Origin of the sequence: Scrofimicrobium sp. R131 (assembly GCF_040256745.1) — a bacterium.
Taxonomy (GTDB): domain Bacteria; phylum Actinomycetota; class Actinomycetes; order Actinomycetales; family Actinomycetaceae; genus Scrofimicrobium; species Scrofimicrobium appendicitidis.
The window spans coordinates 1,968,709-1,987,899 of the sequence record NZ_CP138335.1 but is presented as its reverse complement, the minus strand read 5'-3'; the positions used below and the strand labels follow the sequence as shown (position 1 = coordinate 1,987,899).

17 protein-coding genes are annotated in these 19,191 nt (G+C 66.9%); 15 read left to right on the top strand and 2 right to left on the bottom strand.

The annotated features are described in order from the left end of the window. The first annotated feature begins 20 nt into the window (after positions 1 to 20). Positions 21 to 1,034, top strand: coding sequence for an ornithine carbamoyltransferase (gene argF, locus SAC06_RS09140; protein WP_350257989.1), 1,014 nt, complete (start codon positions 21 to 23; stop codon positions 1,032 to 1,034). Between the two features lie 111 nt (positions 1,035 to 1,145). After that, on the top strand, positions 1,146 to 2,372 hold the full coding sequence (locus tag SAC06_RS09135) for a M15 family metallopeptidase (RefSeq protein WP_350257988.1): 1,227 nt from the start codon (positions 1,146 to 1,148) through the stop codon (positions 2,370 to 2,372). Here the strand turns inward: SAC06_RS09135 and SAC06_RS09130 are convergent. Next, positions 2,369 to 2,668 (bottom strand): hypothetical protein, encoded by a 300-nt coding sequence (locus SAC06_RS09130; RefSeq protein WP_350257987.1) that lies wholly within the window; start codon positions 2,666 to 2,668, stop codon positions 2,369 to 2,371. The genes SAC06_RS09135 and SAC06_RS09130 overlap by 4 nt on opposite strands. A gap of 42 nt (positions 2,669 to 2,710) precedes the next feature. On the opposite strand from SAC06_RS09130, the gene SAC06_RS09125 reads away from it, so the two are divergent. The 4 genes from SAC06_RS09125 (at position 2,711) to SAC06_RS09110 (ending at position 8,329) form a co-directional block, all read left to right on the top strand. Then, a complete protein-coding gene (locus SAC06_RS09125; protein WP_350257986.1) occupies positions 2,711 to 3,760 on the top strand; it encodes an o-succinylbenzoate synthase in 1,050 nt (349 codons plus the stop codon). Further along, a complete protein-coding gene (gene menD, locus SAC06_RS09120) occupies positions 3,753 to 5,432 on the top strand; it encodes a 2-succinyl-5-enolpyruvyl-6-hydroxy-3-cyclohexene-1-carboxylic-acid synthase (RefSeq protein WP_350257985.1) in 1,680 nt (559 codons plus the stop codon). Before SAC06_RS09125 ends, menD begins: the two co-directional genes overlap by 8 nt. Positions 5,433 to 5,492: 60 nt before the next feature. Further along, positions 5,493 to 6,878 (top strand): S1C family serine protease, encoded by a 1,386-nt coding sequence (locus tag SAC06_RS09115; RefSeq protein WP_350257984.1) that lies wholly within the window; start codon positions 5,493 to 5,495, stop codon positions 6,876 to 6,878. Positions 6,879 to 7,006: 128 nt separating this feature from the next. Further along, entirely contained in the window at positions 7,007 to 8,329 is a 1,323-nt protein-coding gene (locus SAC06_RS09110; RefSeq protein ID WP_350257983.1) for an HNH endonuclease signature motif containing protein, read from the top strand. Between the two features lie 5 nt (positions 8,330 to 8,334). Here the strand turns inward: SAC06_RS09110 and SAC06_RS09105 are convergent, their stop codons facing one another. Further along, positions 8,335 to 9,537, bottom strand: coding sequence for an isochorismate synthase (locus SAC06_RS09105; RefSeq protein WP_350257982.1), 1,203 nt, complete (start codon positions 9,535 to 9,537; stop codon positions 8,335 to 8,337). Between the two features lie 76 nt (positions 9,538 to 9,613). Between SAC06_RS09105 and SAC06_RS09100 the strand changes: the two genes are divergently transcribed. The 9 genes from SAC06_RS09100 to SAC06_RS09060 all read left to right on the top strand — a co-directional run bounded on the left by SAC06_RS09100 (position 9,614) and on the right by SAC06_RS09060 (position 19,191). After that, the gene (locus tag SAC06_RS09100) at positions 9,614 to 10,321 is read left to right on the top strand and encodes a demethylmenaquinone methyltransferase (RefSeq protein ID WP_350257981.1); all 708 of its coding nucleotides are present in this window, start codon (positions 9,614 to 9,616) and stop codon (positions 10,319 to 10,321) included. Positions 10,322 to 10,465: 144 nt separating this feature from the next. Next, entirely contained in the window at positions 10,466 to 11,734 is a 1,269-nt protein-coding gene (locus tag SAC06_RS09095) for a geranylgeranyl reductase family protein (protein ID WP_350257980.1), read from the top strand. Between the two features lie 15 nt (positions 11,735 to 11,749). Next, positions 11,750 to 12,112 carry an NADH-quinone oxidoreductase subunit A gene (ndhC, locus tag SAC06_RS09090; RefSeq protein WP_350257979.1) on the top strand — a complete coding sequence of 121 codons (363 nt, stop codon included), beginning with the start codon at positions 11,750 to 11,752 and terminating at the stop codon, positions 12,110 to 12,112. Between the two features lie 10 nt (positions 12,113 to 12,122). Beyond that, positions 12,123 to 12,677 carry an NADH-quinone oxidoreductase subunit B family protein gene (locus tag SAC06_RS09085; protein WP_350257978.1) on the top strand — a complete coding sequence of 185 codons (555 nt, stop codon included), beginning with the start codon at positions 12,123 to 12,125 and terminating at the stop codon, positions 12,675 to 12,677. Beyond that, positions 12,674 to 13,399, top strand: a complete 726-nt coding sequence (locus SAC06_RS09080) for an NADH-quinone oxidoreductase subunit C (RefSeq protein ID WP_350257977.1) — start codon at positions 12,674 to 12,676, stop codon at positions 13,397 to 13,399. Before SAC06_RS09085 ends, SAC06_RS09080 begins: the two co-directional genes overlap by 4 nt. A 5-nt stretch (positions 13,400 to 13,404) precedes the next feature. Further along, entirely contained in the window at positions 13,405 to 14,739 is a 1,335-nt protein-coding gene (locus tag SAC06_RS09075; RefSeq protein ID WP_350257976.1) for an NADH-quinone oxidoreductase subunit D, read from the top strand. After that, positions 14,736 to 15,413: an NADH-quinone oxidoreductase subunit NuoE gene (gene nuoE, locus SAC06_RS09070; RefSeq protein ID WP_350257975.1), complete on the top strand. Its 678-nt coding sequence runs from the start codon at positions 14,736 to 14,738 to the stop codon at positions 15,411 to 15,413. The genes SAC06_RS09075 and nuoE overlap by 4 nt, the downstream gene beginning before the upstream one ends. Beyond that, complete coding sequence (nuoF, locus tag SAC06_RS09065) at positions 15,410 to 16,711, top strand: NADH-quinone oxidoreductase subunit NuoF (protein WP_350257974.1); 1,302 nt, start codon at positions 15,410 to 15,412, stop codon at positions 16,709 to 16,711. Before nuoE ends, nuoF begins: the two co-directional genes overlap by 4 nt. Next, positions 16,708 to 19,191 (top strand): NADH-quinone oxidoreductase subunit G, encoded by a 2,484-nt coding sequence (locus tag SAC06_RS09060; protein ID WP_350257973.1) that lies wholly within the window; start codon positions 16,708 to 16,710, stop codon positions 19,189 to 19,191. The genes nuoF and SAC06_RS09060 overlap by 4 nt, the downstream gene beginning before the upstream one ends.

The following is a 19,191-nucleotide window of genomic DNA, read 5'->3' as shown; positions in this document are numbered from 1 at the left end:
CGATCCGGTACCCTGAAGTAATGACTGATCTTTCCCGCTATTTTGCCCCCGGATCCCACCTGCTGCGCGAAACGGATTTCACCGCTCAGCAGTGGGCCGACCTGATTGAACTGGCCGGAATCCTAAAAGAACAGAAGCGAACCGGGACCGAGGTTCCCTACCTGCGGGGCCGCAACATTGCCCTCGTGTTTGAGAAGACCTCCACCCGAACCCGGTGCGCGTTCGAGGTGGCCGCGGCCGACCAGGGCGCCTCCACCACCTACCTGGACCCCAGTGGCTCCCAGCTGGGACACAAGGAGTCGGTGGCTGACACCGCGCGGGTGCTGGGACGCTTTTTCGACGGGATCGAGTACCGGGGCGACCGGCAGAGCAGTGTCGAGACGCTGGCGGAGCTGTCGGGGGTCCCGGTCTGGAACGGTCTCACCGACGAGTGGCACCCGACCCAGATGCTGGCGGACTCCCTGACCATGAAAGAGCACGCCGGGGGCCGTAACCTGAGCGAGGTTGCCTACGCCTACGTCGGCGATGCCCGGTTCAACACGGGTCGGTCGCTGCTGGTCAACGGCGCGCTGCTGGGCGCCGACGTGCGGATCGTCGCCCCAGAGGCCCTATGGCCCCCCGCCGACGTCATTGCCCAGGCGGAAGAAATTGCCGCCCAAACCGGGGCCCGGATCACCGTGACGGAGGACCTGGCCGCGGTGGCCGGGGTCGACTTTGTCCACACCGATATCTGGGTTTCGATGGGCGAGCCGGCCGAGGTTTGGGCGGAACGGATCCAGCTGTTGCGGCCCTATCGAGTCGACGAGGCGCTGATGGCCACCGCGGGTCCGAACGCCAAGTTCATGCACTGCCTGCCCGCGTTCCACGACCTGAACACGACCATTGGCCGCCAGGTCTACCAGCAGTTCGGGCTGGAAGGGGTCGAGGTGACCAACGAGGTGTTCGAAGGGCCGCGCTCAATCGTCTTCGACCAGGCGGAGAACCGCCTCCACACGATCAAGGCGGTGATGGTTCGATCACTGGGAAGAATCTGACCTTCCCAGGCCCCCGCAAGACCGGTAAACTGTTCCTGGATAACTGTGCGGCACGGTAGGCGGGTAGAACGCATTCGGGTGAATGAGCAACTGAGGAATCGACACGCAGTGGTGGCGAGCAATCCCCGGGTCAGTCAACGGCTGAGCCCGGGCATCGTCGTGCTCCTGGCCCTGCTGCTGATCGTGGCCACCGGTTTCAGCGCCCCCCGCCTCGCCTCCGCTAAGAGCCCGGTTCCCGCAGAGACGGTCAAACGCGACTACCTGGTTGAGCTGGCCCCCGCCGCCGGGGATGCCGCCCTGCTTAGCGCGGTCCGGCAGAGCCTCGGCCGGGTGGACGAAACCAACCTGTCGCTGCTCGAATCGATGTCCGACTCCGGGGCCAACGCGGTCGACGCCTACCGCCACCTGGCCGACCAACTCGGGGCCAATCCCGGCCAGTCCTCCTGGCTGCTGATCAGCGGTGTGCCCACCAACCTGATGCGCGCCTACGAGCAGGGAAACCTCACCCGGTCCGCCCTGTTTGCCGCCGCCACCTCGGTCACCTCCCTGTCGGCCGCTCAGGCGCGCACCTCCCGCGCAATTCCGGTCAAGATCACTCGCTCGACCCTGGACCAGGGGGCGCTGGCCGCCGCCACGTCCGCGTTCGACTCGGCCCTCGCCGCGCTCACCGAGCAGGAACTGGCCGTTGCCACCGGCAGGATGCGGGTCAACGACCTGGCGAATGGCCAGCTGACCGAACTGGCCCGGGCCGAAACCGCGGCCGGGGACGCCGCCCAGTTGGAGCTGGACCGACGCCTCGCCCAAAACCTGCCGGACCTGACCGGCGTCTCCAACGGGGAGCTGCCCGACGACCTGCTCTGCCCAATTCCCTGGCAGCCAAACGAGCGGCTCCTGTGCGCCGCAATGGACAACTTCATCCGCCTGAACGAGGCCTACCACCTCCAGTTCGGCACGGACCTGCCCATTTTGAACGGTTACCGCGATCTGGCCTCCCAGTACCAGGTGCACTGGGATGCGCCCGACATGACCGCGATTCCGGGTCAGTCCAACCACGGGTTCGGTCAGGCCATTGACTTCAACTGGGACATTTTCTCCACCTGGGACGCGCCCGAGGTGAGCTGGATGCTGGAGCACGGCCCCAGCTACGGTTTCCGCCTGCCCTCAGCCCTGGGCCCCGACACCGACCGGCCCGAGCCGTGGCACTACGAGTTTGGCACCTCCTACTCGGAAAATGACCGGGCCGACTTCCTGGGCCCGACCCCGGCGGTGGTGTACAAGATCAAGTCGCAGCTGAACCCAATCGGCTATGCCGAGTGGATGGCGCTGCAGGGGCGCTAGCGGGGCTTCGCCCAACCCGGCACCGACCGCGCAAACAACCCCCAAACGGACAGCACGGCGCCGACCGCCGCCACCAGTCCGGCCCCAACCGTGGCAACCAGGCCCAGCGCGTGGGTGGCCAGGGGGACGGTCAGACCCAGCAGCCCCACCCCGAGCAAAAACAGTGAAAACCCGGGGAGCGACAGGTAGATAAAGCGGTCGTCGACGATGCCGCCGGTCGGGGGTTTGGTGGAGCGGCGCAGGACGGCCGACACCACCAGCCCCAGGATGCCGGCGGCCAGTGCCAGGATGATCATTCCCCCAGCGTAGCGGCTCCCCGGCGCAGGTAGACTCAGCATGTGTCAACTTCTCTTATGCTCACGGATGTGCCCCTGACCGAGTGGAGCCACCCCACCCGGTGGGAGGACCTCGGAATCGATCGCACGATCATCTTTCACCTGCCGCTGACCACCACCTTTCGCGGGGTGAACTCCCGGGAGGGCCTGCTGGTGCACGGCCCGCACGGTTGGGGCGAATGCGCGCCGTTCCTGGACTATCAGCCGGACGAGGCGGCCCAGTGGTTGCGCAGCGCCCTCGCCCAGGCGACACGGCCGGGTCCGGCGCCGGTCCGAACCGAGGTGCCGGTCAACGTGACCATCCCGGTCAGCTCGCCCGCAGCGGCGGCCGCCCGGGCGGCGGAGGCGGGGTGTCGGACCGCCAAAATCAAAGTGGCCGACCCGCGGGTAGACCTGGACGCCGACGCGGCCCGGGTGGCGGCGGTGGCCGAGGTGCTGGCCGACCAGTTCGGCGCCGACGCGCGCGTTCGGATCGACGTCAACGGCAGTTGGAGCCGGGACGAAGCCTGCGCCGCCATTGAGTTCCTGCAGCGGGCGGCCGGCCCGGTGGGTGGGCTGGAATACGTGGAGCAGCCCTGCTGGGAGGTTGAAGACCTGGCCGCCGTGCGCGAGCGGGTGGAGCCGCCCATCGCCGCCGACGAGTCGATCCGCCGGGCCGACGACCCGTTTAGCGTGGTCGGGGCAGTCGACCTGGCCGTGATCAAAGTGGCCCCGCTCGGCGGGGTCCGGGCCGCCCTCGACCTGGCCGGGCAGCTCCCGCTCCCGGTGGTGGTCTCCTCCGCCATCGACACCTCGTACGGGCTGGCGGCGGGGGTTCAACTGGCGGCGGCCCTGCCCGACCTGCCTCACGCCTGCGGCCTCGACACCGCCCGGCTGCTGGCCACCGACGTCGTGGCTGAGCCGCTCCGCTCGGCCGGCGGAAACCTGGACGTGGCCCGGGCTGCCCGCGTACTCACGGCCGAGCCCGTGGCCGGCGCCGCTGACCGCTCGGTGGTGGAACGCTGGCTGGCCCGAACTGAAGCCATGCTGACGGAGGTGAACGCCCGTGACTGAGAACCCGTCCATCCTGACCGCGCAAACCCTGATCGCCACCCTGCTGGCGGCCCGCGTGCCCGTCGCGGCCTACTGCCCCGGCTCCCGAAACGCCCCGTTTGCCTACGCGCTGGCCCAGGCCGAGGCGGAGGGCCAGATCCGGGTGGGCACCTTCTCCGATGAGCGCAGCGCCGGGTTCTGGGCGCTCGGGATGGCCAAGGCGCTGGCGGCCCAAGCCGGGCAGCCGGTCCCCGTGCCGGTCTTCACCACCTCGGGCACCGCGGTCACCGAGTTGCATTCCGCGGTGGAGGAGGCCCGCCTGCAGGGGCTGGCCCTGGTGGTGATCACCGCTGACCGGCCGCACGAACTGCGAGGGGTGGGCGCCTCCCAAACCACGATCCAGGAGGGGATCTTCCCGGGCGTCGTGGCCGCCTCGATTCCGGCGGGCCGCTCCGGCGAGCGGGTGGCGACCGCGGCACCCCTCACCCGGCTGCTGCGCGCTGCCTGCGACACCCCCGGGCCGGTCCACCTGAACGTGGCTTTCGCCGACCCGCTCGTCCCTGCCTCCGACCTGGTGCTGCCGACCGTTCCCGTCCCCACTTACCTGGCCACCCCGCCGACCCTGCCCAGTTGGGACGAGGTGGTGGACCCCTCGCTGTGGACCGTCGTGGTGGCGGGCGACAGCGCGGACCCCGCGGTGATTGCGGCGGCCACCGCCCGGCAGGTGCCGATCCTGGCCGAGCCCTCCTCCGGGGCGACGGCCTCTCCCAGCTGGGTCCCGCACACCCCCCTGCTCTTGCGGTACCTGTACCAACAGCGCGACATTCAGCAGGTGGTGGTGACCGGGCGGCCGACCCTGTCCCGGCCCGTGGTGGCACTGCTGGGACGCCACGACGTCCGCAAGATCGTGGTCAGCCCGCGCGCCGACTATCCCGACCAGTCCTACACGGCCCAGGTGGTGGTGGCCGGGCTGGCCGCCTCGGACGGCGGAGCGGGCGACCCCGGTTGGCTGGCCACCTGGCGGGCCGGGGCCGACTGCGTGGGGCAGGTGGTGGCGGAGGTGTCCGGCGCCGAACTGAACCTGCTGGCGATCAGCCGGCTGCTCTGGGCCAGCCAACCGGAGGTGGCCCTCTGGTTGTCCGCCTCGAACGCGGTTCGTGGGTTCGACCTGGCGGCGGCTTCCCCCGCGCGGGCGCAGGTGTACGCCAATCGCGGACTGGCGGGGATCGACGGGACCGTGGCCAGTGCCCTGGGGCTCGCCTCCGGGCTGGGGCGACCGGTGCGAGCGGTGATTGGCGATCTGGCGTTTGCCGCTGACCTCTCGACCCTGGTTCAACAGCCGGGCCTGCCCGCGGACCTGCAGGTGGTGGTGCTCAATGACGGTGGTGGCTCGATCTTTGCTTCGCTGGAGCACGGCGGGGCGCCGGCGGACCTGTACGAACGCTACTTTGCGGTGGCGCCGCGGATGGACGTGGTGGCGCTGGCGGAGGCGGCCGGCTGGCGGGCGGAGCGGGTGAGCCGGTTCGACGAGTTGGAGCCGGCGCTGGCTGCCCCGGTGTCCGGCCGGTCGGTGATCGAGGTGGTGATGCCTCGTCCAGACGCGCTCCTGCGCGAGCTGGCGGCCCGAACCGAGGCCGCGCTGTCCCGGTTACACGTTTCTCAGTTATCTCCCAGGGTCAATCCAGAAAACTAACGGCTCTTGCCCACACAATGTAGATGTTGATGGATAAGTTTTGATAAAGGAGCTTCACCAGTGAGTGATAGTTACGGACCTGACCGCCACCCTGCGGAGCAGCCCGGCGACCCGGCCCAGCGCCAGTGGGCGCCCCCGGCTCGACCGGTACCCGACCCAACTCGGCCCGTCTACCCGGGCCCGACCGTCCCGACGCTGGCCCCCAGCGTTCAGCCGGGCACACCCCCGCCGTCCGGGCCGATCCCTCCGCCCACTTCCGGGCCGGTTTTCGGGGCACCTGTTCCGCGCCCAAGCGCCCCCAGTAAGGGGCCTGGCTGGGTAGGTCTGATTGCGGCGATGGCGGTGACCGCGCTGGTTTCCGTCGGTGCGACCGTGGCCATTACCGATGCCACCGGCGCCGTCAACCAATCCACCACCACCGAGAGCACCACCCCGCCCGTGACCTCCACCTCGTCCGGCAACCCGGACTGGGAGGCGGTGGCCGCGGCGGTGCGTCCCGCCGTGGTGACCATTCAGAGTGAGGGCGGCGGGGAAGCTGGCACCGGCTCCGGGGTGATCATTGATCAGGACGGCAATATCATCACCAACCACCACGTCGTGTCGAACGTGCTGGAGGGCGGCACCCTGACCGTGAGTCTGAACGACGGGCGCCTCTACAGCGCCACCGTGGTCGGGGTCGACCAGACCACCGACCTGGCGGTCATCCGCCTCGACAATCCGCCGGACAACCTGACCACCGCGCGCCTGTCCACTTCGGACGACCTGCAGGTCGGGCAGCCGGTGATGGCGGTGGGTTCGCCGCTCGGACTGTCGGACACGGTTACCACCGGCGTGATTTCGGCGCTGGACCGGCCCGTGGTGGTCGCGGGCGAACAGAAGAACTCTTCGCCGGAGAACCCGTTTGGGTTCCCGCTGCCCGGAGAGGAAACTCAGCAGACCGAGGCAGTGGTCACCAACGCGATCCAGATTGACGCTTCGATCAACCCGGGGAACTCGGGCGGCCCGCTGTTTGACGAGACGGGTTCGGTCATTGGGATCAACTCGTCGATCGCCTCGATGGCGTCGGGCAGTTCCGAGGCGGGCTCGATCGGCCTGGGCTTCGCGATTCCGGTTGACCTGGTCAAGCTGATTGCGGACCAAATCATCCAGACCGGCCAGGCTCAGCACTCGATGCTGGGGGTCCAGATTGGGACCGGTTCGGCCGAGGTGAACGGCGAGACCCGGATGGGGGCCGTGGTGGCGGAGGTGCAGCCGGGAACGGCCGCAGCCGAGGCAGGGCTCCAGGTGGGGGATGTGATCCTGCAGATTGGGGACCACCCGGTGGTGTCCGGTCCTTCGCTCACCGGTTTTGTTCGACGCTTTAGCGTGGGCGACACCGTCCAGCTGCAGGTGGCCCGCGACGGCCAGCTGATTGAGGTGGGAGTTACGCTGCAGGCCAAGTCGTAACCTGTCGGTATTTGCCGGTGGCCCGTTCCGAAGTTTTGGAGCGGGCCACCGGTGTTTGTCCGAGGTAGGTGGGATCCTCACTCAAATTGAGGATTGAAACAAGTGTTCTATTAATGGTAGGCTGAGACATGGACACAGCGACGGCGACCACCGGCATCGAGGCACTGGTTGATCTGCGCCGTCAGCTGCAGGAATTGGCCGGGCTGGACCCGGTGGCAACCATGGGGTTGGGCGAGGCGGTCCAGGCACTTGAGATCCTGGGACAAATCGTCAACACGGCTCAAACTTCGATGGCGGGGTTGGCCGCCCGGGTGGAGCGGGAGGGCGGCCGCGAGATCGGCCAGCAGTACGGATGCAAAGACAGTAATGAGCTGGTGCGCCGGATGACCGGGTCCTCCTACCGGGCCGTGCGTGAACGGCAGCAGCTGGGAGAGAAAATTCTGCCGCAGGCCAGCGAGCCGGGTGCTGAACCGCCGCTGGCCCGACTGGCCGCTGCGATGGGGCAGGGGACGGTATCTGAGGCTTCAGGGAAGATCATCGCCAACACGCTGGACCACCTGGCCGGGGCCACCCCGATTCAGCGTGCCCAGGTTGAGGCCGACCTGGTGGCGCGGGCCAGCGGGCAGGATGGCGACGGTTCGGCGCATCCGGCGCTGGCGGCCAGTCTGGGTGAGTTGCGGGCCCAGGCCGGCTCGTGGGAGCGGGAACTGGGGGCGCGTCGGCGTGAGGCAGAAAAGCGGACGTTTGAGAGCCGATCCTTTGACCTGGCGCCCCAACCCAACGGCATGGTCCGGGTCAGCGGCCTGCTCACCCCCGAGGTGGCGGCCGCCTATCTGGCGTTGGCCGACGCGATCAACTCTCCGCGCCAGCGGTCCGGGCCGGCTGAAACCACCCCCACCCAGCAGCGCCACGACGCGTTGCCCGCTATCTTCCACACGGCCGCGCGCGCTGCCAACGGAGAGATTCCTACCCACGGGGGCGCCCCGATCACCGTCATGGTTCAGACCAGCCTGGAGGCACTGTCAAAGGGACGCGGCGGGCAGGTGCTGGGCCTTGAGACCACCTCCGTCAGCCAGGACACGGTCTTGCACGGGGCCTGTTCGGGGGCGGTGGTGTTCCTGGCGCTCAACGAAAAGCGGCGCGTGGTGGCCCTCAGCTCCGAGTCCCGTACCTTCACCGGTGTCCAACGGAAAGCAATTGCCTTCCGGGACCGGGGGTGTGTGATTCCCGGCTGCGACGTCCGGGCCGCCTGGTGCGAGGTTCACCACGTGCAGGACTGGGCGCACGGGGGCAAAACCCACACCGACAACGGGGTGATGCTCTGCTGGCATCATCACCGGACCCTGGGTACATCCGGGTGGCAGGTAAAAATGTCGCAGGGCGTGCCGATGGTGAAGGCACCCCCGTCTCTGGACCCCAGCCGACAGTGGCACCCGGTGTCCAGGCAGTAGTGTGCCTAGTCTTCCAGTCCCAGTGCTTCCAGTACCGGGCGCATCTTGGCGCGCGTTTCGGCCAGTTCCACCTCGGGGATCGAGTCGGGCATAATCCCGCCCCCGGCAAAGACCCGAATGCTGTTGCCTTCGATCTGTCCGCAGCGCAGGGCAATGCCGAACTCGCCCGACCCGGACGCGTCGATCCACCCCACCGGTCCGGAGTAGCGCCCACGCTGGGTGCCCTCCAGGTCCTCCAGGATGTCGAAGGCCAGCTTGGTCGGGGTGCCGCAGACCGCGGCGGTTGGGTGCAGGGCGTCGACAATGTCCAGCACGTTCGCGTCCTTGATTTCCGCGGTCACGTCGGTGGCCAGGTGGGTGACGTTGGGCAGATCCAGCAGCTTCGGTTCGGTCGGGACGTTCAGTTTCTCGGCCCGGGGGGCGAGGGCGCGGGCCACCGACTCGACCGCAAAGTGGTGTTCGGACCGGTTCTTCAGGGAATCCAGCAGTTCCTGCCCCTGGCCCGGGGCGGAGGTGCCGGCCAACACCCGCGAAACCACCGAGGTGCCGTTCATCGCGGCTAGCATTTCCGGGGTGGCTCCCACCAGGCCCGCCACCGCGTACACCCAGGTGGTCGGGTACAGCTCAGTCAGCCGCTGAACCAGGAAGCGTTCGTCAATCTCGGTTGCGGCCGAGACCACGATGTCGCGGGTCAGAACTACCTTCGAGGCGGCCCCGGCCTGCAGCAGGTTTGTCAGGCGCCGCACCGCCGTCAGCCACTGGCTCTGCGTCATCCGGCCGGGGTCGGTCCACAGCCCCTGCGGGGTGGAGAACTCGTGCCGGGTCAGCTCCGGGGCGCTTTCGGCCGGCCCCTCGGTCGAGGCGGTGATGATCAGCGTCTCGTCGCCCTCCTGGACCAGCAGCACCTTGGGGACAATCAGGTATCCGGGGGTGTGGGCGGCAAAGCCGAACGAGGCCAGTGCGATCGGGGCACTGCGAGCCAGCTCAGAGTTCGCCAGGTCCGTCAGCACGCAGTGGTCCACCAGGTCATCCCACCGGCGGGCGGCATCGCGGATTGCGTGATTTCCCACGAACTCGATCTTCAGGGCCTCGCCCCAGCCCACCAGTTTCCGGTCCGGACCGATCCAGCACAGCAGTTCACTTGGGACCAGGGACAGCAGGTCGGTCGTGGTTGTCCGCTCGATTCGAACAAACAGCTCGGGTTCCATGGCCGTCTCCTCTCGTTTCTGTCATGATATCGACTAACTTGGCGAGGTGAACGCGCATGGTGCAACAATGGGAGCCATGACCAATGACCCGCTGCGCGCCGACCTGGCCAAAGAACCCTCCCAGGTGGCCTCCATGTTCAACCATGTTGCCAGTCGTTACGACCTGATGAACTCCCTGGGATCCCTCGGACAGGTGCACCTTTGGCGGCGGGCAACTGTGTCGGCCATTTCACCCGAACCGGGGGAGCGGATTCTGGACCTGGCGGCTGGGACCGGCACTTCCGCGCACGCGATTGCGCGCACCGGCGCCTCCGTGGTGGCCTGCGACCTGTCGCCCGGGATGATCGCGGTCGGCCAGGAGCGCTACCCCGAACTCGAATTCGTTGAGGGCAACGCCACCGACCTGCCGTTCGCGGATGACGAGTTCGACGCGGTGACCATTTCCTTTGGGCTGAGGAACGTGGCCGACGTTCCCGCCGCGCTCACCGAGATGCTTCGGGTGACCAAGCCGGGCGGGCGCCTCGTGATTGCCGAGTTCTCCTCGCCGACCAACCGGTTCTTTGACGGCCTCTACCGGTTCTACCTGGGTGGGGTGATGCCCCCGGTGGCGCGAGCGTTCTCCTCGGACGAGGTGGCTTACGACTACCTGATCGAGTCGATTCTGGCCTGGCCCGGGCAGCAGCACCTGGGCGAGATGATTCAGCAGTCGGGCTGGGAAGACGTGCAGTTCAAGAACCTGTCCGGAGGCATAGTTGCTCTCCATCGGGCGCATAAGGCTTATTAAGCAACAAGCGGATTATCTTAATCGGGACTTAGGTCTGCCGAATCGGCGTGGAACAGCCACAGATTAGCGGTTTACCGTACAGCCGGGTAAGTTGTTCGCGGACGCCTGTGCCCCTCGGGGCACACAAAACTATGAGGAGCAAAATTGGCGGATGACCAGCACGCTGATGTCATCATCGTCGGGGCGGGCCCCGGTGGTGCATCCGCGGCCTACCATCTTGCCAAGGCGGGCGTAGACGTCCTCGTACTGGAAAAGTCGACTATGCCGCGGGACAAGATCTGCGGCGATGGTTTGACGCCGGCTGCCGTCAGCGAACTGACGCTGATGGGGGTGGACACCTCCTCCTGGATCCACAATCGCGGGCTGCACGTCATCGGTGGCGGCAACGACCTCTACTTCGAGTGGCCCGACCAGAAAACTTTGCCCGGCTACGGCCTGGCTCGCCCGCGGATGGATCTGGATCACGAGCTGATCCAGCACGCGGTTGCCGCCGGGGCCCGGCTGGCCGAAGGCCACCTGGTGTACGAGGCGGTCACCAACTCGTTGGGACGCGTGACCGGGGTTCGGGCACGGGTGGGCCGCGGGGCCGGTGCACGCGAAGTCACCGCCACCGGCAAGCTCATCGTCGATGCCGGCGGGGTGGCGGCCCGCCTGGCCACCTCCCTGGGAATCGAAAAGAAGCAGAACCGCCCCCTCGGGGTGGCGGCGCGGACCTACTTCCGGTCGCCTCGCGCCGACGACCAGTGGATGGAGTCCCACCTCGAACTGTGGAACGGCGAGCCGGGCAAATCCGAGCTCCTTCCCGGCTACGGGTGGATCTTCCCGGTGGGAAACGGCCTGGTCAACGTGGGCCTCGGCTCCGTGTCCTCCCGCTCGCAGGCAACCAAGCTGCCGTACAAGGAAGTGTTCCAACAGTGGACGCACCACCTGCCGGAAGACTGGGGCTTCACCCCGGAAAACCAGGTGGGGCCCCTGCGCAGTGCCGCCCTGCCGATGTCCTTCAACCGCAAGCCGCACTATTCGAACGGGCTGGCGCTGGTCGGCGATGCCGGCGGGATGGTGTCCCCATTCAACGGCGAGGGGATTGCGCCCGCGCTCAAGGCCGGACGGCTGTTGGCGCAGGCTGCCCTGCAGGGTCTGTCGCGGCCCACCGAGCTCAGTTTCGACCGGGCGTTGTCCGCCTACCCGCAGCAATTAGCTGACGAGTACGGCGGGTATTACTCGCTGGGTCGGGTCTTTGTCGCGCTGATTGAGAATCCAAAAATCATGCGATTTTGCACCTACTATGGCCTGCCACGGCGTCGGCTGATGAAGCTGGTCAATAAACTGCTGTCAGATGGCTTCGAACGCTCTGGCGGGGATGTCGATGATCGCCTAATCACCGGGCTGACAAAGATGGTGAGCAAAGTATGAGGATCAGGAGAGAAAATGACTAATCCATATGTGCCGCTCCTCATCATGGGAGCCGTGGCCCTCTTGGTGTCATTGGGCGGTCTGGGCGCTTCAGCCATTCTTGGGCCCAAACAGAGAAGCAAGGTCAAGGCACAGAACTACGAGTGCGGGATCGACCCGGGTCCACAGCGAATCGAAGACGGTCGCTTCCCGGTCAAGTACTACCTGGTGGCGATGACGTTTATCGTCTTCGACATCGAAGTGGTCTTCCTGTACCCGTGGGCGGTGACCTTCGCCGACGTTGGCGTTTTCGGTCTGATCTCCATGGTTCTGTTCATTGGGCTGATCACCGTGCCATTCATTTACGAACTCCGCCGCGAAGGCTTGGACTGGACCTGAGGAGGCCACAGTGGGAATCGAAGAACAACTCCCGTCGGGGATTGCCCTCACCAGTGTTGAAAACGTGTTGGGACTGGCGCGCAAGCACAGCCAGTTCCCCGTCACGATGGGGCTGGCTTGCTGCGCAATCGAGATGATGGCGGCCGGGACCCCCCGGTTCGACATGGCTCGGTTCGGGCTGGAAGTCTTCCGCGCCTCGCCGCGTCACTCCGACCTGATGATTATTTCCGGGCGCGTCAGCCAGAAGATGGCTCCGATTGTCCGCAACGTTTACGACTCCATGCCCGAACCCAAATGGGTGATCTCCATGGGGGCCTGTGCCTCTTCCGGCGGCATGTTCAACAACTACGCGATCGTGCAGGGGGCCGACCACATCGTCCCCGTCGACGTCTACCTGCCGGGGTGCCCGCCCCGACCCGAGGCGCTGATCCACGCCATCCTGACCCTGCGTGAGCAGATCGGGAAGGAGCCGCTGGGCGCCAACCGGGAGAAGATTGCCCGCGCCGCCGAAAAGGCCGCGCTCGAGGCGACCCCCACCCACCAGATGAAGGGACTGCTGGCATGAGCAATGATCTTCAGCCCACCGGCGACAAGGAAGTTCAGGCGCCGGTGCGCGGCTTTGCCGAGCCGGAGGTCATCCGAGTTCAGCAGGGCTCCTTCGGGGTCCAGGACGCGGGCGACACCACCGGGTTCGGCGGCCTGGTTGAGACCTTCACCCTGCCGGGCGAGTCGGCTCGCCCCTACGGCGGCTGGTTTGACTCCGTCGTCGACATCCTGGAAGAGCTGCTGGCCGTGGACGGGGTCCCGGTTGGTGAGGCGATTGAAAAGGTGGTGGCTGAGCACGACCAGCTGATCATCTTCGTGACGCGGGAGCACCTGCGCCGGATTGCCCGCCACCTGCGTGACGACCAGGACCTGCGGTTCGAAATGTGCCTCGGGGTTTCCGCGGTGAACTACCCCGGAGACGTGGGACGCGAACTGCACGGCCTCTACACTTTCCGGTCCTTCACGCACAACCGTTCCCTCTCGCTTGAGGTGGCCGTGCCGGATGCGGATCCGCACATCCCCTCGATCGTGGACATCTACCCGGGCAACGACTGGCCCGAACGGGAAGCGTGGGACCTGATGGGGATCGTCTTTGACGGTCACCCGGCCCTGACCCGGATCGAAATGCCCCACGACTGGGTGGGGCACCCCCAGCGGAAGGACTACCCGCTCGGCGGGATTCCGGTCCAGTACCGGGGAGCCACCGTTCCGCCCGCCGACACACGGAGGTCGTACAACTAATGAATATGAAAGTACAGGCCGCCCAGGGGGCCGAAGAGGTCAACCTCGACGACTTTACCGACGTCATTGCGCAAGGCGGGGACTGGGAAGACATTCTTGAGGAGATTCGCAAGGTTTCGACCGAGCGGGTCGTCCTCAACATGGGCCCGGTGCACCCCTCGACTCACGGCGTGCTTCGCGTCGTCCTGGAGCTGGACGGCGAGACCGTCCGGGAGACCCGGGTCGACATCGGTTACCTGCACACCGGGATCGAAAAGAACATGGAGTTCCGCACCTTCACCCAGGGCGTGACCTTCTGTACCCGGATGGACTACGTGGCGCCCTTCTTCCAGGAGGTGGCCTACTGCCTGGCGGTTGAGAAGCTGCTCGGGGTCGAGGCGCCCGAACGCGCCACCCTGATCCGGGTCCTGATGATGGAGCTGAACCGGATCGCCTCGCACATGGTTGCCATTGGCACCGGCGGCAACGAGCTGGGCGCCACCACCATGATGACGATCGGCTTCCGTGGTCGCGAAGAGATCCTCCGGATTTTCGAGCGGATCACCGGCCTCCGGATGAACCACGCCTACGTCCGCCCCGGCGGAGTTGCGCAGGATCTGCCCGAGGGCACCGTGGACTACATCCGCTCGCTGCTGCCCAAGGTGCGGCGCGACATTGGCGAGATGCAGGACCTGACGCTGCAAAACCCGATCTTCAAGCAGCGCTTCATCGGCGTCGGCTACATGCCGCTGTCCGCCATGATGGCGCTGTCCATGACCGGACCGTCGCTGCGGGCCGCCGGCCTGCCCACCGACCTGCGGAAAGACCAGCCGTACTGCGGCTACGAGAACTTCGAGTTCGACGTGCCCACCTACGACTCTTCGGACGCCTACAACCGGACGCTGGTGCGCTTTGACGAGTGCTACCAGTCGCTGCGGATTGTCGAGCAGGTCCTCCGCCGCCTGGAGGAGACCGACGGCGCGCCCGTGATGGTGGCCGACAAGTCGATCGCCTGGCCGGCGCAACTGTCCGTGGGGGCCGATGGGCAGGGCAACTCCCTCGCTCACATCGCCAACATCATGGGCCAGTCGATGGAATCCCTGATCCACCACTTCAAGCTGGTGACCGAGGGCTTCCGGGTCCCGGCCGGGCAGGTGTTCCAAGAGATTGAGCACGCCAAGGGCATCATGGGGGTCCACCTGGTGTCGACCGGGGGCACGCGCCCGTTCCGCGTCCACTTCCGGGACCCCTCATTCAACAATTTGCAGTCCCTGTCGATGGCCACGGTTGGCGGGCAGTTGGCTGACGTAGTCGTGACTCTGGGATCCTTCGATCCCGTCGCAGGAGGGGTAGACCGATGAGTTTTTCCGCCGAGGTTGAACAGCGTCTGCGTGCGGACGCCGCTGAAATCATTGCGCGCTACCCGTCTGACCACGCCCGCTCCGCCCTGCTGCCGATCCTGCACCTGGTGCAGTCGGTGGAGGGCTACGTGAGCGCGGACGGGGTGGCGCTGGCATCCGAACTGCTGGACATCTCCCGCCCGGAGGTCTCCGCGGTCGCCACCTTCTACACCCAGTTCAAACGCCACCCCAACGGCGAGTACAACGTCGGGGTCTGCACGAACGCGCTCTGCGGGATCCTCGGGGGCGACGAAATCTACGAGGCCCTCTCCGAGCACCTCCAGATTGAGCACGACGAGACCACCGCTGACGGCAAGATCACGCTGGAACGCCTCGAATGCAACGCGGCCTGCGACTACGCGCCGGTGATGATCGTCAACTGGGAGTTCTTCGACAACCAGACCCCCGAGTCGGCCGTGGCGCTGGTGGACAAGCTGCAGGCCGGGGAGCCGGTGGCCCCCACTCGCGGCCCCGACCAGCTCCGCACCTTCAAGGAGGTCAGCCGGACTCTGGCCGGGTTCCGTGACGACCTGGCCAACCAGGGACCGTCTGCGGGCAGCCCGTCCCAGCGTGGACTGGAAGTGGCCCGCGAGCACGGGTGGGAAGCACCCGTTTTGAAGGGAGACAGCAAGTGAGCGTCTTTACCGAACCCGGTACTCTCACCCCGGCGCTGACCGCCCGGTGGGGCCAGCCCGAATCCTGGACGCTGGCTTCGGCACGGAAAGCCGGTGCCTACGAGGGACTGGCTCGGGCCCAAGAGATGGAACCCGGGGAAATCACCGAGCTGATCAAGGCGGCCGGGGTGCGTGGGCGCGGTGGCGCCGGCTTCCCGACCGGCCTGAAATGGTCGTTCCTGCCCCCCGACGACGGCAAACCCCGCTACCTGGTGGTGAACGCCGACGAATCCGAGCCCGGCACCTGCAAGGACATGCCGCTGCTGATGGCCGACCCGCACCTGCTGGTCGAGGGCGTGGCCATCGCCTCGCGAGCGATCAACTGCCACCACGCGTTCATCTACCTGCGCGGCGAAGTGGTGCACGTCTACCGCCGACTGCTGGAAGCGATTCACGAGGCGGAGGACGCCGGGCTGCTCGGCGATCTGAAGATCACCGCCCACGCGGGGGCCGGCGCCTACATCTGCGGCGAGGAAACCGCGCTGCTGGACTCGCTGGAAGGCCGACGCGGTCACCCGCGGTTGAAGCCCCCGTTCCCGGCGGTGGCGGGCCTGTACCAGCGGCCCTCCGTGGTCAACAACGTGGAGACGATCGCCGACGTGGCGCTGATTTTCCGGCACCCCGAAGGTTGGTACACGACCATGGGGACGGAAAAGTCCAAGGGCTGCGGGATCTTCTCTGTTTCCGGTCACGTGAACAACCCCGGTCAGTTCGAAGCTCCGTTCGGGATCACCATGCGTGAGCTGCTCGAATACGCGGGCGGCGTGCGCGACGGTCACCAGCTCAAGTTCTGGACACCCGGTGGGTCCTCCACCCCGATCTTCACCGAGGAGGAACTGGACGTTCCCCTCGACTACGAGGGGGTGGCGGCGGCCGGCTCGATGCTGGGCACCCGCGCGCTGCAGGTCTTCGACGAGACGACCTCGGTGGTGCGGACCATCCTCAAGTGGTCCGAGTTCTACCAGCACGAGTCCTGTGGCAAGTGCACCCCGTGTCGCGAAGGCACCTACTGGATCAAGCAGATCATGCTGCGGCTCGAGGCGGGCAAGGGGGTCCCGGGAGATATCGACCTGCTGGACGAAATTGCCGGCAACATCTTCGGACGCAGCTTCTGCGCTCTGGGTGATGCGGCCGCCACGCCGATCATGAGCGGGATCAAGCGGTTCCGCGAAGAGTTCGAGGCGGGCCTGCACACGCCGGCCTGGGAACTCTTCCCCTACGAGAAGTCAACGATTTTTGCTAAAGGAGGTGCGCGATGAGCGACGAGCTGGTCTCACTGACAATTGATGACGTTGAAGTTCAGGTCGAGCCGGGGACGCTAATCATCCGCGCGGCCGAACAGACCGGGGTGCGGATCCCGCGTTTCTGTGATCACCCGCTGCTGAAGCCGGTGGCCGCCTGTCGTCAGTGCCTGGTCGAGGTGGGAACGCCCGGCCCGGACGGTTCGATTCGGATGATGCCCAAGCCGCAGCCCTCCTGCGCTATTCCGGTTAGCCCCGGAATGGTGGTCAAAACCCAGCACACCTCCGAAGTGGCCTACAAGGCCCAGGAGGGGATCATGGAGTTCCTCCTGATCAACCACCCGCTGGACTGCCCGATCTGCGACAAGGGCGGCGAGTGCCCCCTGCAGAACCAGGCCATGACCGAGGGCCGGGACACCTCCCGCTTCATCGATGCCAAGCGCGTCTACGCCAAGCCGATGCGGCTCACCTCCCAGATCATGCTGGACCGGGACCGCTGCATCCTCTGCCAGCGCTGCGTCCGCTTCGCCAAGGAAATCCCCGGGGATGCGTTCCTGGACCTGCAGGGCCGCGGCGGCGGGACCGCCCCGACCGACGATCACACCTTCATGGGTGAGCAGGTCGGCACGTTTGACGCCGAGGTGCTGGACTACTACGTTCCCGGCGTGGAAGGCCCCGGCCGAACCGACATCTCCGGCCCCTACGGGCAGGAGGGGATCATCTCCTCGGTTTACGCCGGTCCCCAACGCGAGTCGGAGCGCGACCTGTCGGGCCGCACCTTCGCCTCGTACTTCTCGGGGAACATCATTCAGATTTGCCCGGTCGGGGCGCTGACCGCGACCTCGTACCGGTTCCGGGCCCGCCCGTTCGACCTGGTGTCCACCCCGTCCGTCACCGAGCACGACGCCTCCGGTTCGGCCATTCGGGTCGACATTCGCCGGGGCGAAGTGGTTCGCCGCCTGGCCGGGAACGATCCGGAAGTGAATGAAGAGTGGATTACCGACAAGGATCGGTTCGCGTTCCACTGGACCGACCTGGAGGATCGCCTCCGGACCCCGCTCGTGCGCGAAAACGGCGAGCTGGTCCCGACCTCGTGGTCCGATGCGCTGGACCGCGTGGCGCGGAACCTCACCGGCAAGGTGGGGCTGCTGCCCGGCGGTCGCCTCTCCTTTGAGGATGCGTGGGCCTGGTCCAAGTTTGCCCGGCGGGTGCTGGGAACCAACAACATTGATGCTCGCTGGCGCGAACAGTCCGACGAGGAAGCTCAGTTCCTGGGGGCCCTCGTGGCCGGCCAGGGTCTGGGAGTGACCTACCAGGACGTCGAGCGGGCACCCGAGGTGCTGCTGGTGGCCCTGGAGCCCGAAGACGAGTGCGGCTCGCTCTTCCTGCGACTGCGCAAGGGTGTCAAGGTGAAGACGGTGGCCCCGTTCCTCACCCGCGGGTCCGAGAAGCTCTCTGCCCAGCTGATTCCGGCGGCTCCCGGAGCGGAAGTAGCCGCTCTGGAGCAGGTGGAACTGGCTGAAGGCGCGATCATTTTGGTCGGCGAGCGGGCGGCTCGCACCCCGGGTCTGCTGTCGGCGGCGGCGTCGCTGGCAGCTAAGACCGGAGCTCGACTACAGTGGGTCCCGCGGCGCTCCGGTGACCGCGCGGCCGTGGAGGCGGGCCTGCTGCCGAACCTGCTGCCCTTCGGTCGTCCGGTGGAGGACGCGGAAGCTCGCGAGTCCCTCCCGTGGGGTGAGCAGATTCCCGCCACCCCCGGTCTGTCGGCCGAGCAGATGCTGGCCGGTGAGCTGGACGCCCTGATCCTGGGCGGGATTGACCTGCGTGACTGGGCCGACCCGGCGGCGGCTCGGGCCGCCATCGAGCGGACCGGCTTCGTCGTCAGCCTGGAGGTGCGTCGCTCTGAACTGACCGAGCTGGCCGACGTGGTTCTGCCCGTGGCCCCGGCAGTGGAGAAGAACGGCACCTTCATCAACTGGGAGGGTCGCCTGCGTCCCTTCGGCCAGTCCTACGCATCGCGCAGCCTGACCGATCGCCTGGTGCTGAACATGCTGGCGAAGGAAATGGGAGTCGACCTGGGGGTCGAAACCCTGCCGGACCTGTACGCGGAAGTCAACCCGCTGATGGTTTGGCGCGGGGCCCGGACCGCGGTGCCGCACGAGGCGCCCTCCGCTCCCGCTTCCGATCAGCTCACGCTCACCTTCCACAAGGTGCAGATTGACCTGGGTCGCCTCCTGGACGGGGCCGACCACCTGGCGAACTCCGCCCGCGTTCCCGTGGCCCTGGTTTCCCCGGCCACGATGGAACGCCTCGGCCTGGCCGAAGACCAGCAGGTCACGGTCACGGGTGAGCGCGGTTCGATCACGCTTCCCATCGAGTCCCGCGAAATCACGGAGGGCACCCTGTGGCTGCCCGAGTGCTCGCTGGGCGCGGGGGTCCATTCCGAAGTCGGCACAGCCGGCAGCGCGGTGAGCGTCGCCGCAGTAGCGGAGGTCTGA

Coding starts and splice junctions, on each gene's coding strand:
- SAC06_RS09060 (WP_350257973.1), top strand. CDS start 16,708: ATGAGCGACGAGCTGGTCTCACTGACAATTGATGACGTTGAAGTTCAG.
- nuoE (WP_350257975.1), top strand. CDS start 14,736: ATGAGTTTTTCCGCCGAGGTTGAACAGCGTCTGCGTGCGGACGCCGCT.
- SAC06_RS09080 (WP_350257977.1), top strand. CDS start 12,674: ATGAGCAATGATCTTCAGCCCACCGGCGACAAGGAAGTTCAGGCGCCG.
- SAC06_RS09130 (WP_350257987.1), bottom strand. CDS start 2,668: ATGATCATCCTGGCACTGGCCGCCGGCATCCTGGGGCTGGTGGTGTCG.
- SAC06_RS09110 (WP_350257983.1), top strand. CDS start 7,007: ATGGACACAGCGACGGCGACCACCGGCATCGAGGCACTGGTTGATCTG.
- SAC06_RS09100 (WP_350257981.1), top strand. CDS start 9,614: ATGACCAATGACCCGCTGCGCGCCGACCTGGCCAAAGAACCCTCCCAG.
- ndhC (WP_350257979.1), top strand. CDS start 11,750: ATGACTAATCCATATGTGCCGCTCCTCATCATGGGAGCCGTGGCCCTC.
- argF (WP_350257989.1), top strand. CDS start 21: ATGACTGATCTTTCCCGCTATTTTGCCCCCGGATCCCACCTGCTGCGC.
- SAC06_RS09075 (WP_350257976.1), top strand. CDS start 13,405: ATGAAAGTACAGGCCGCCCAGGGGGCCGAAGAGGTCAACCTCGACGAC.
- SAC06_RS09105 (WP_350257982.1), bottom strand. CDS start 9,537: ATGGAACCCGAGCTGTTTGTTCGAATCGAGCGGACAACCACGACCGAC.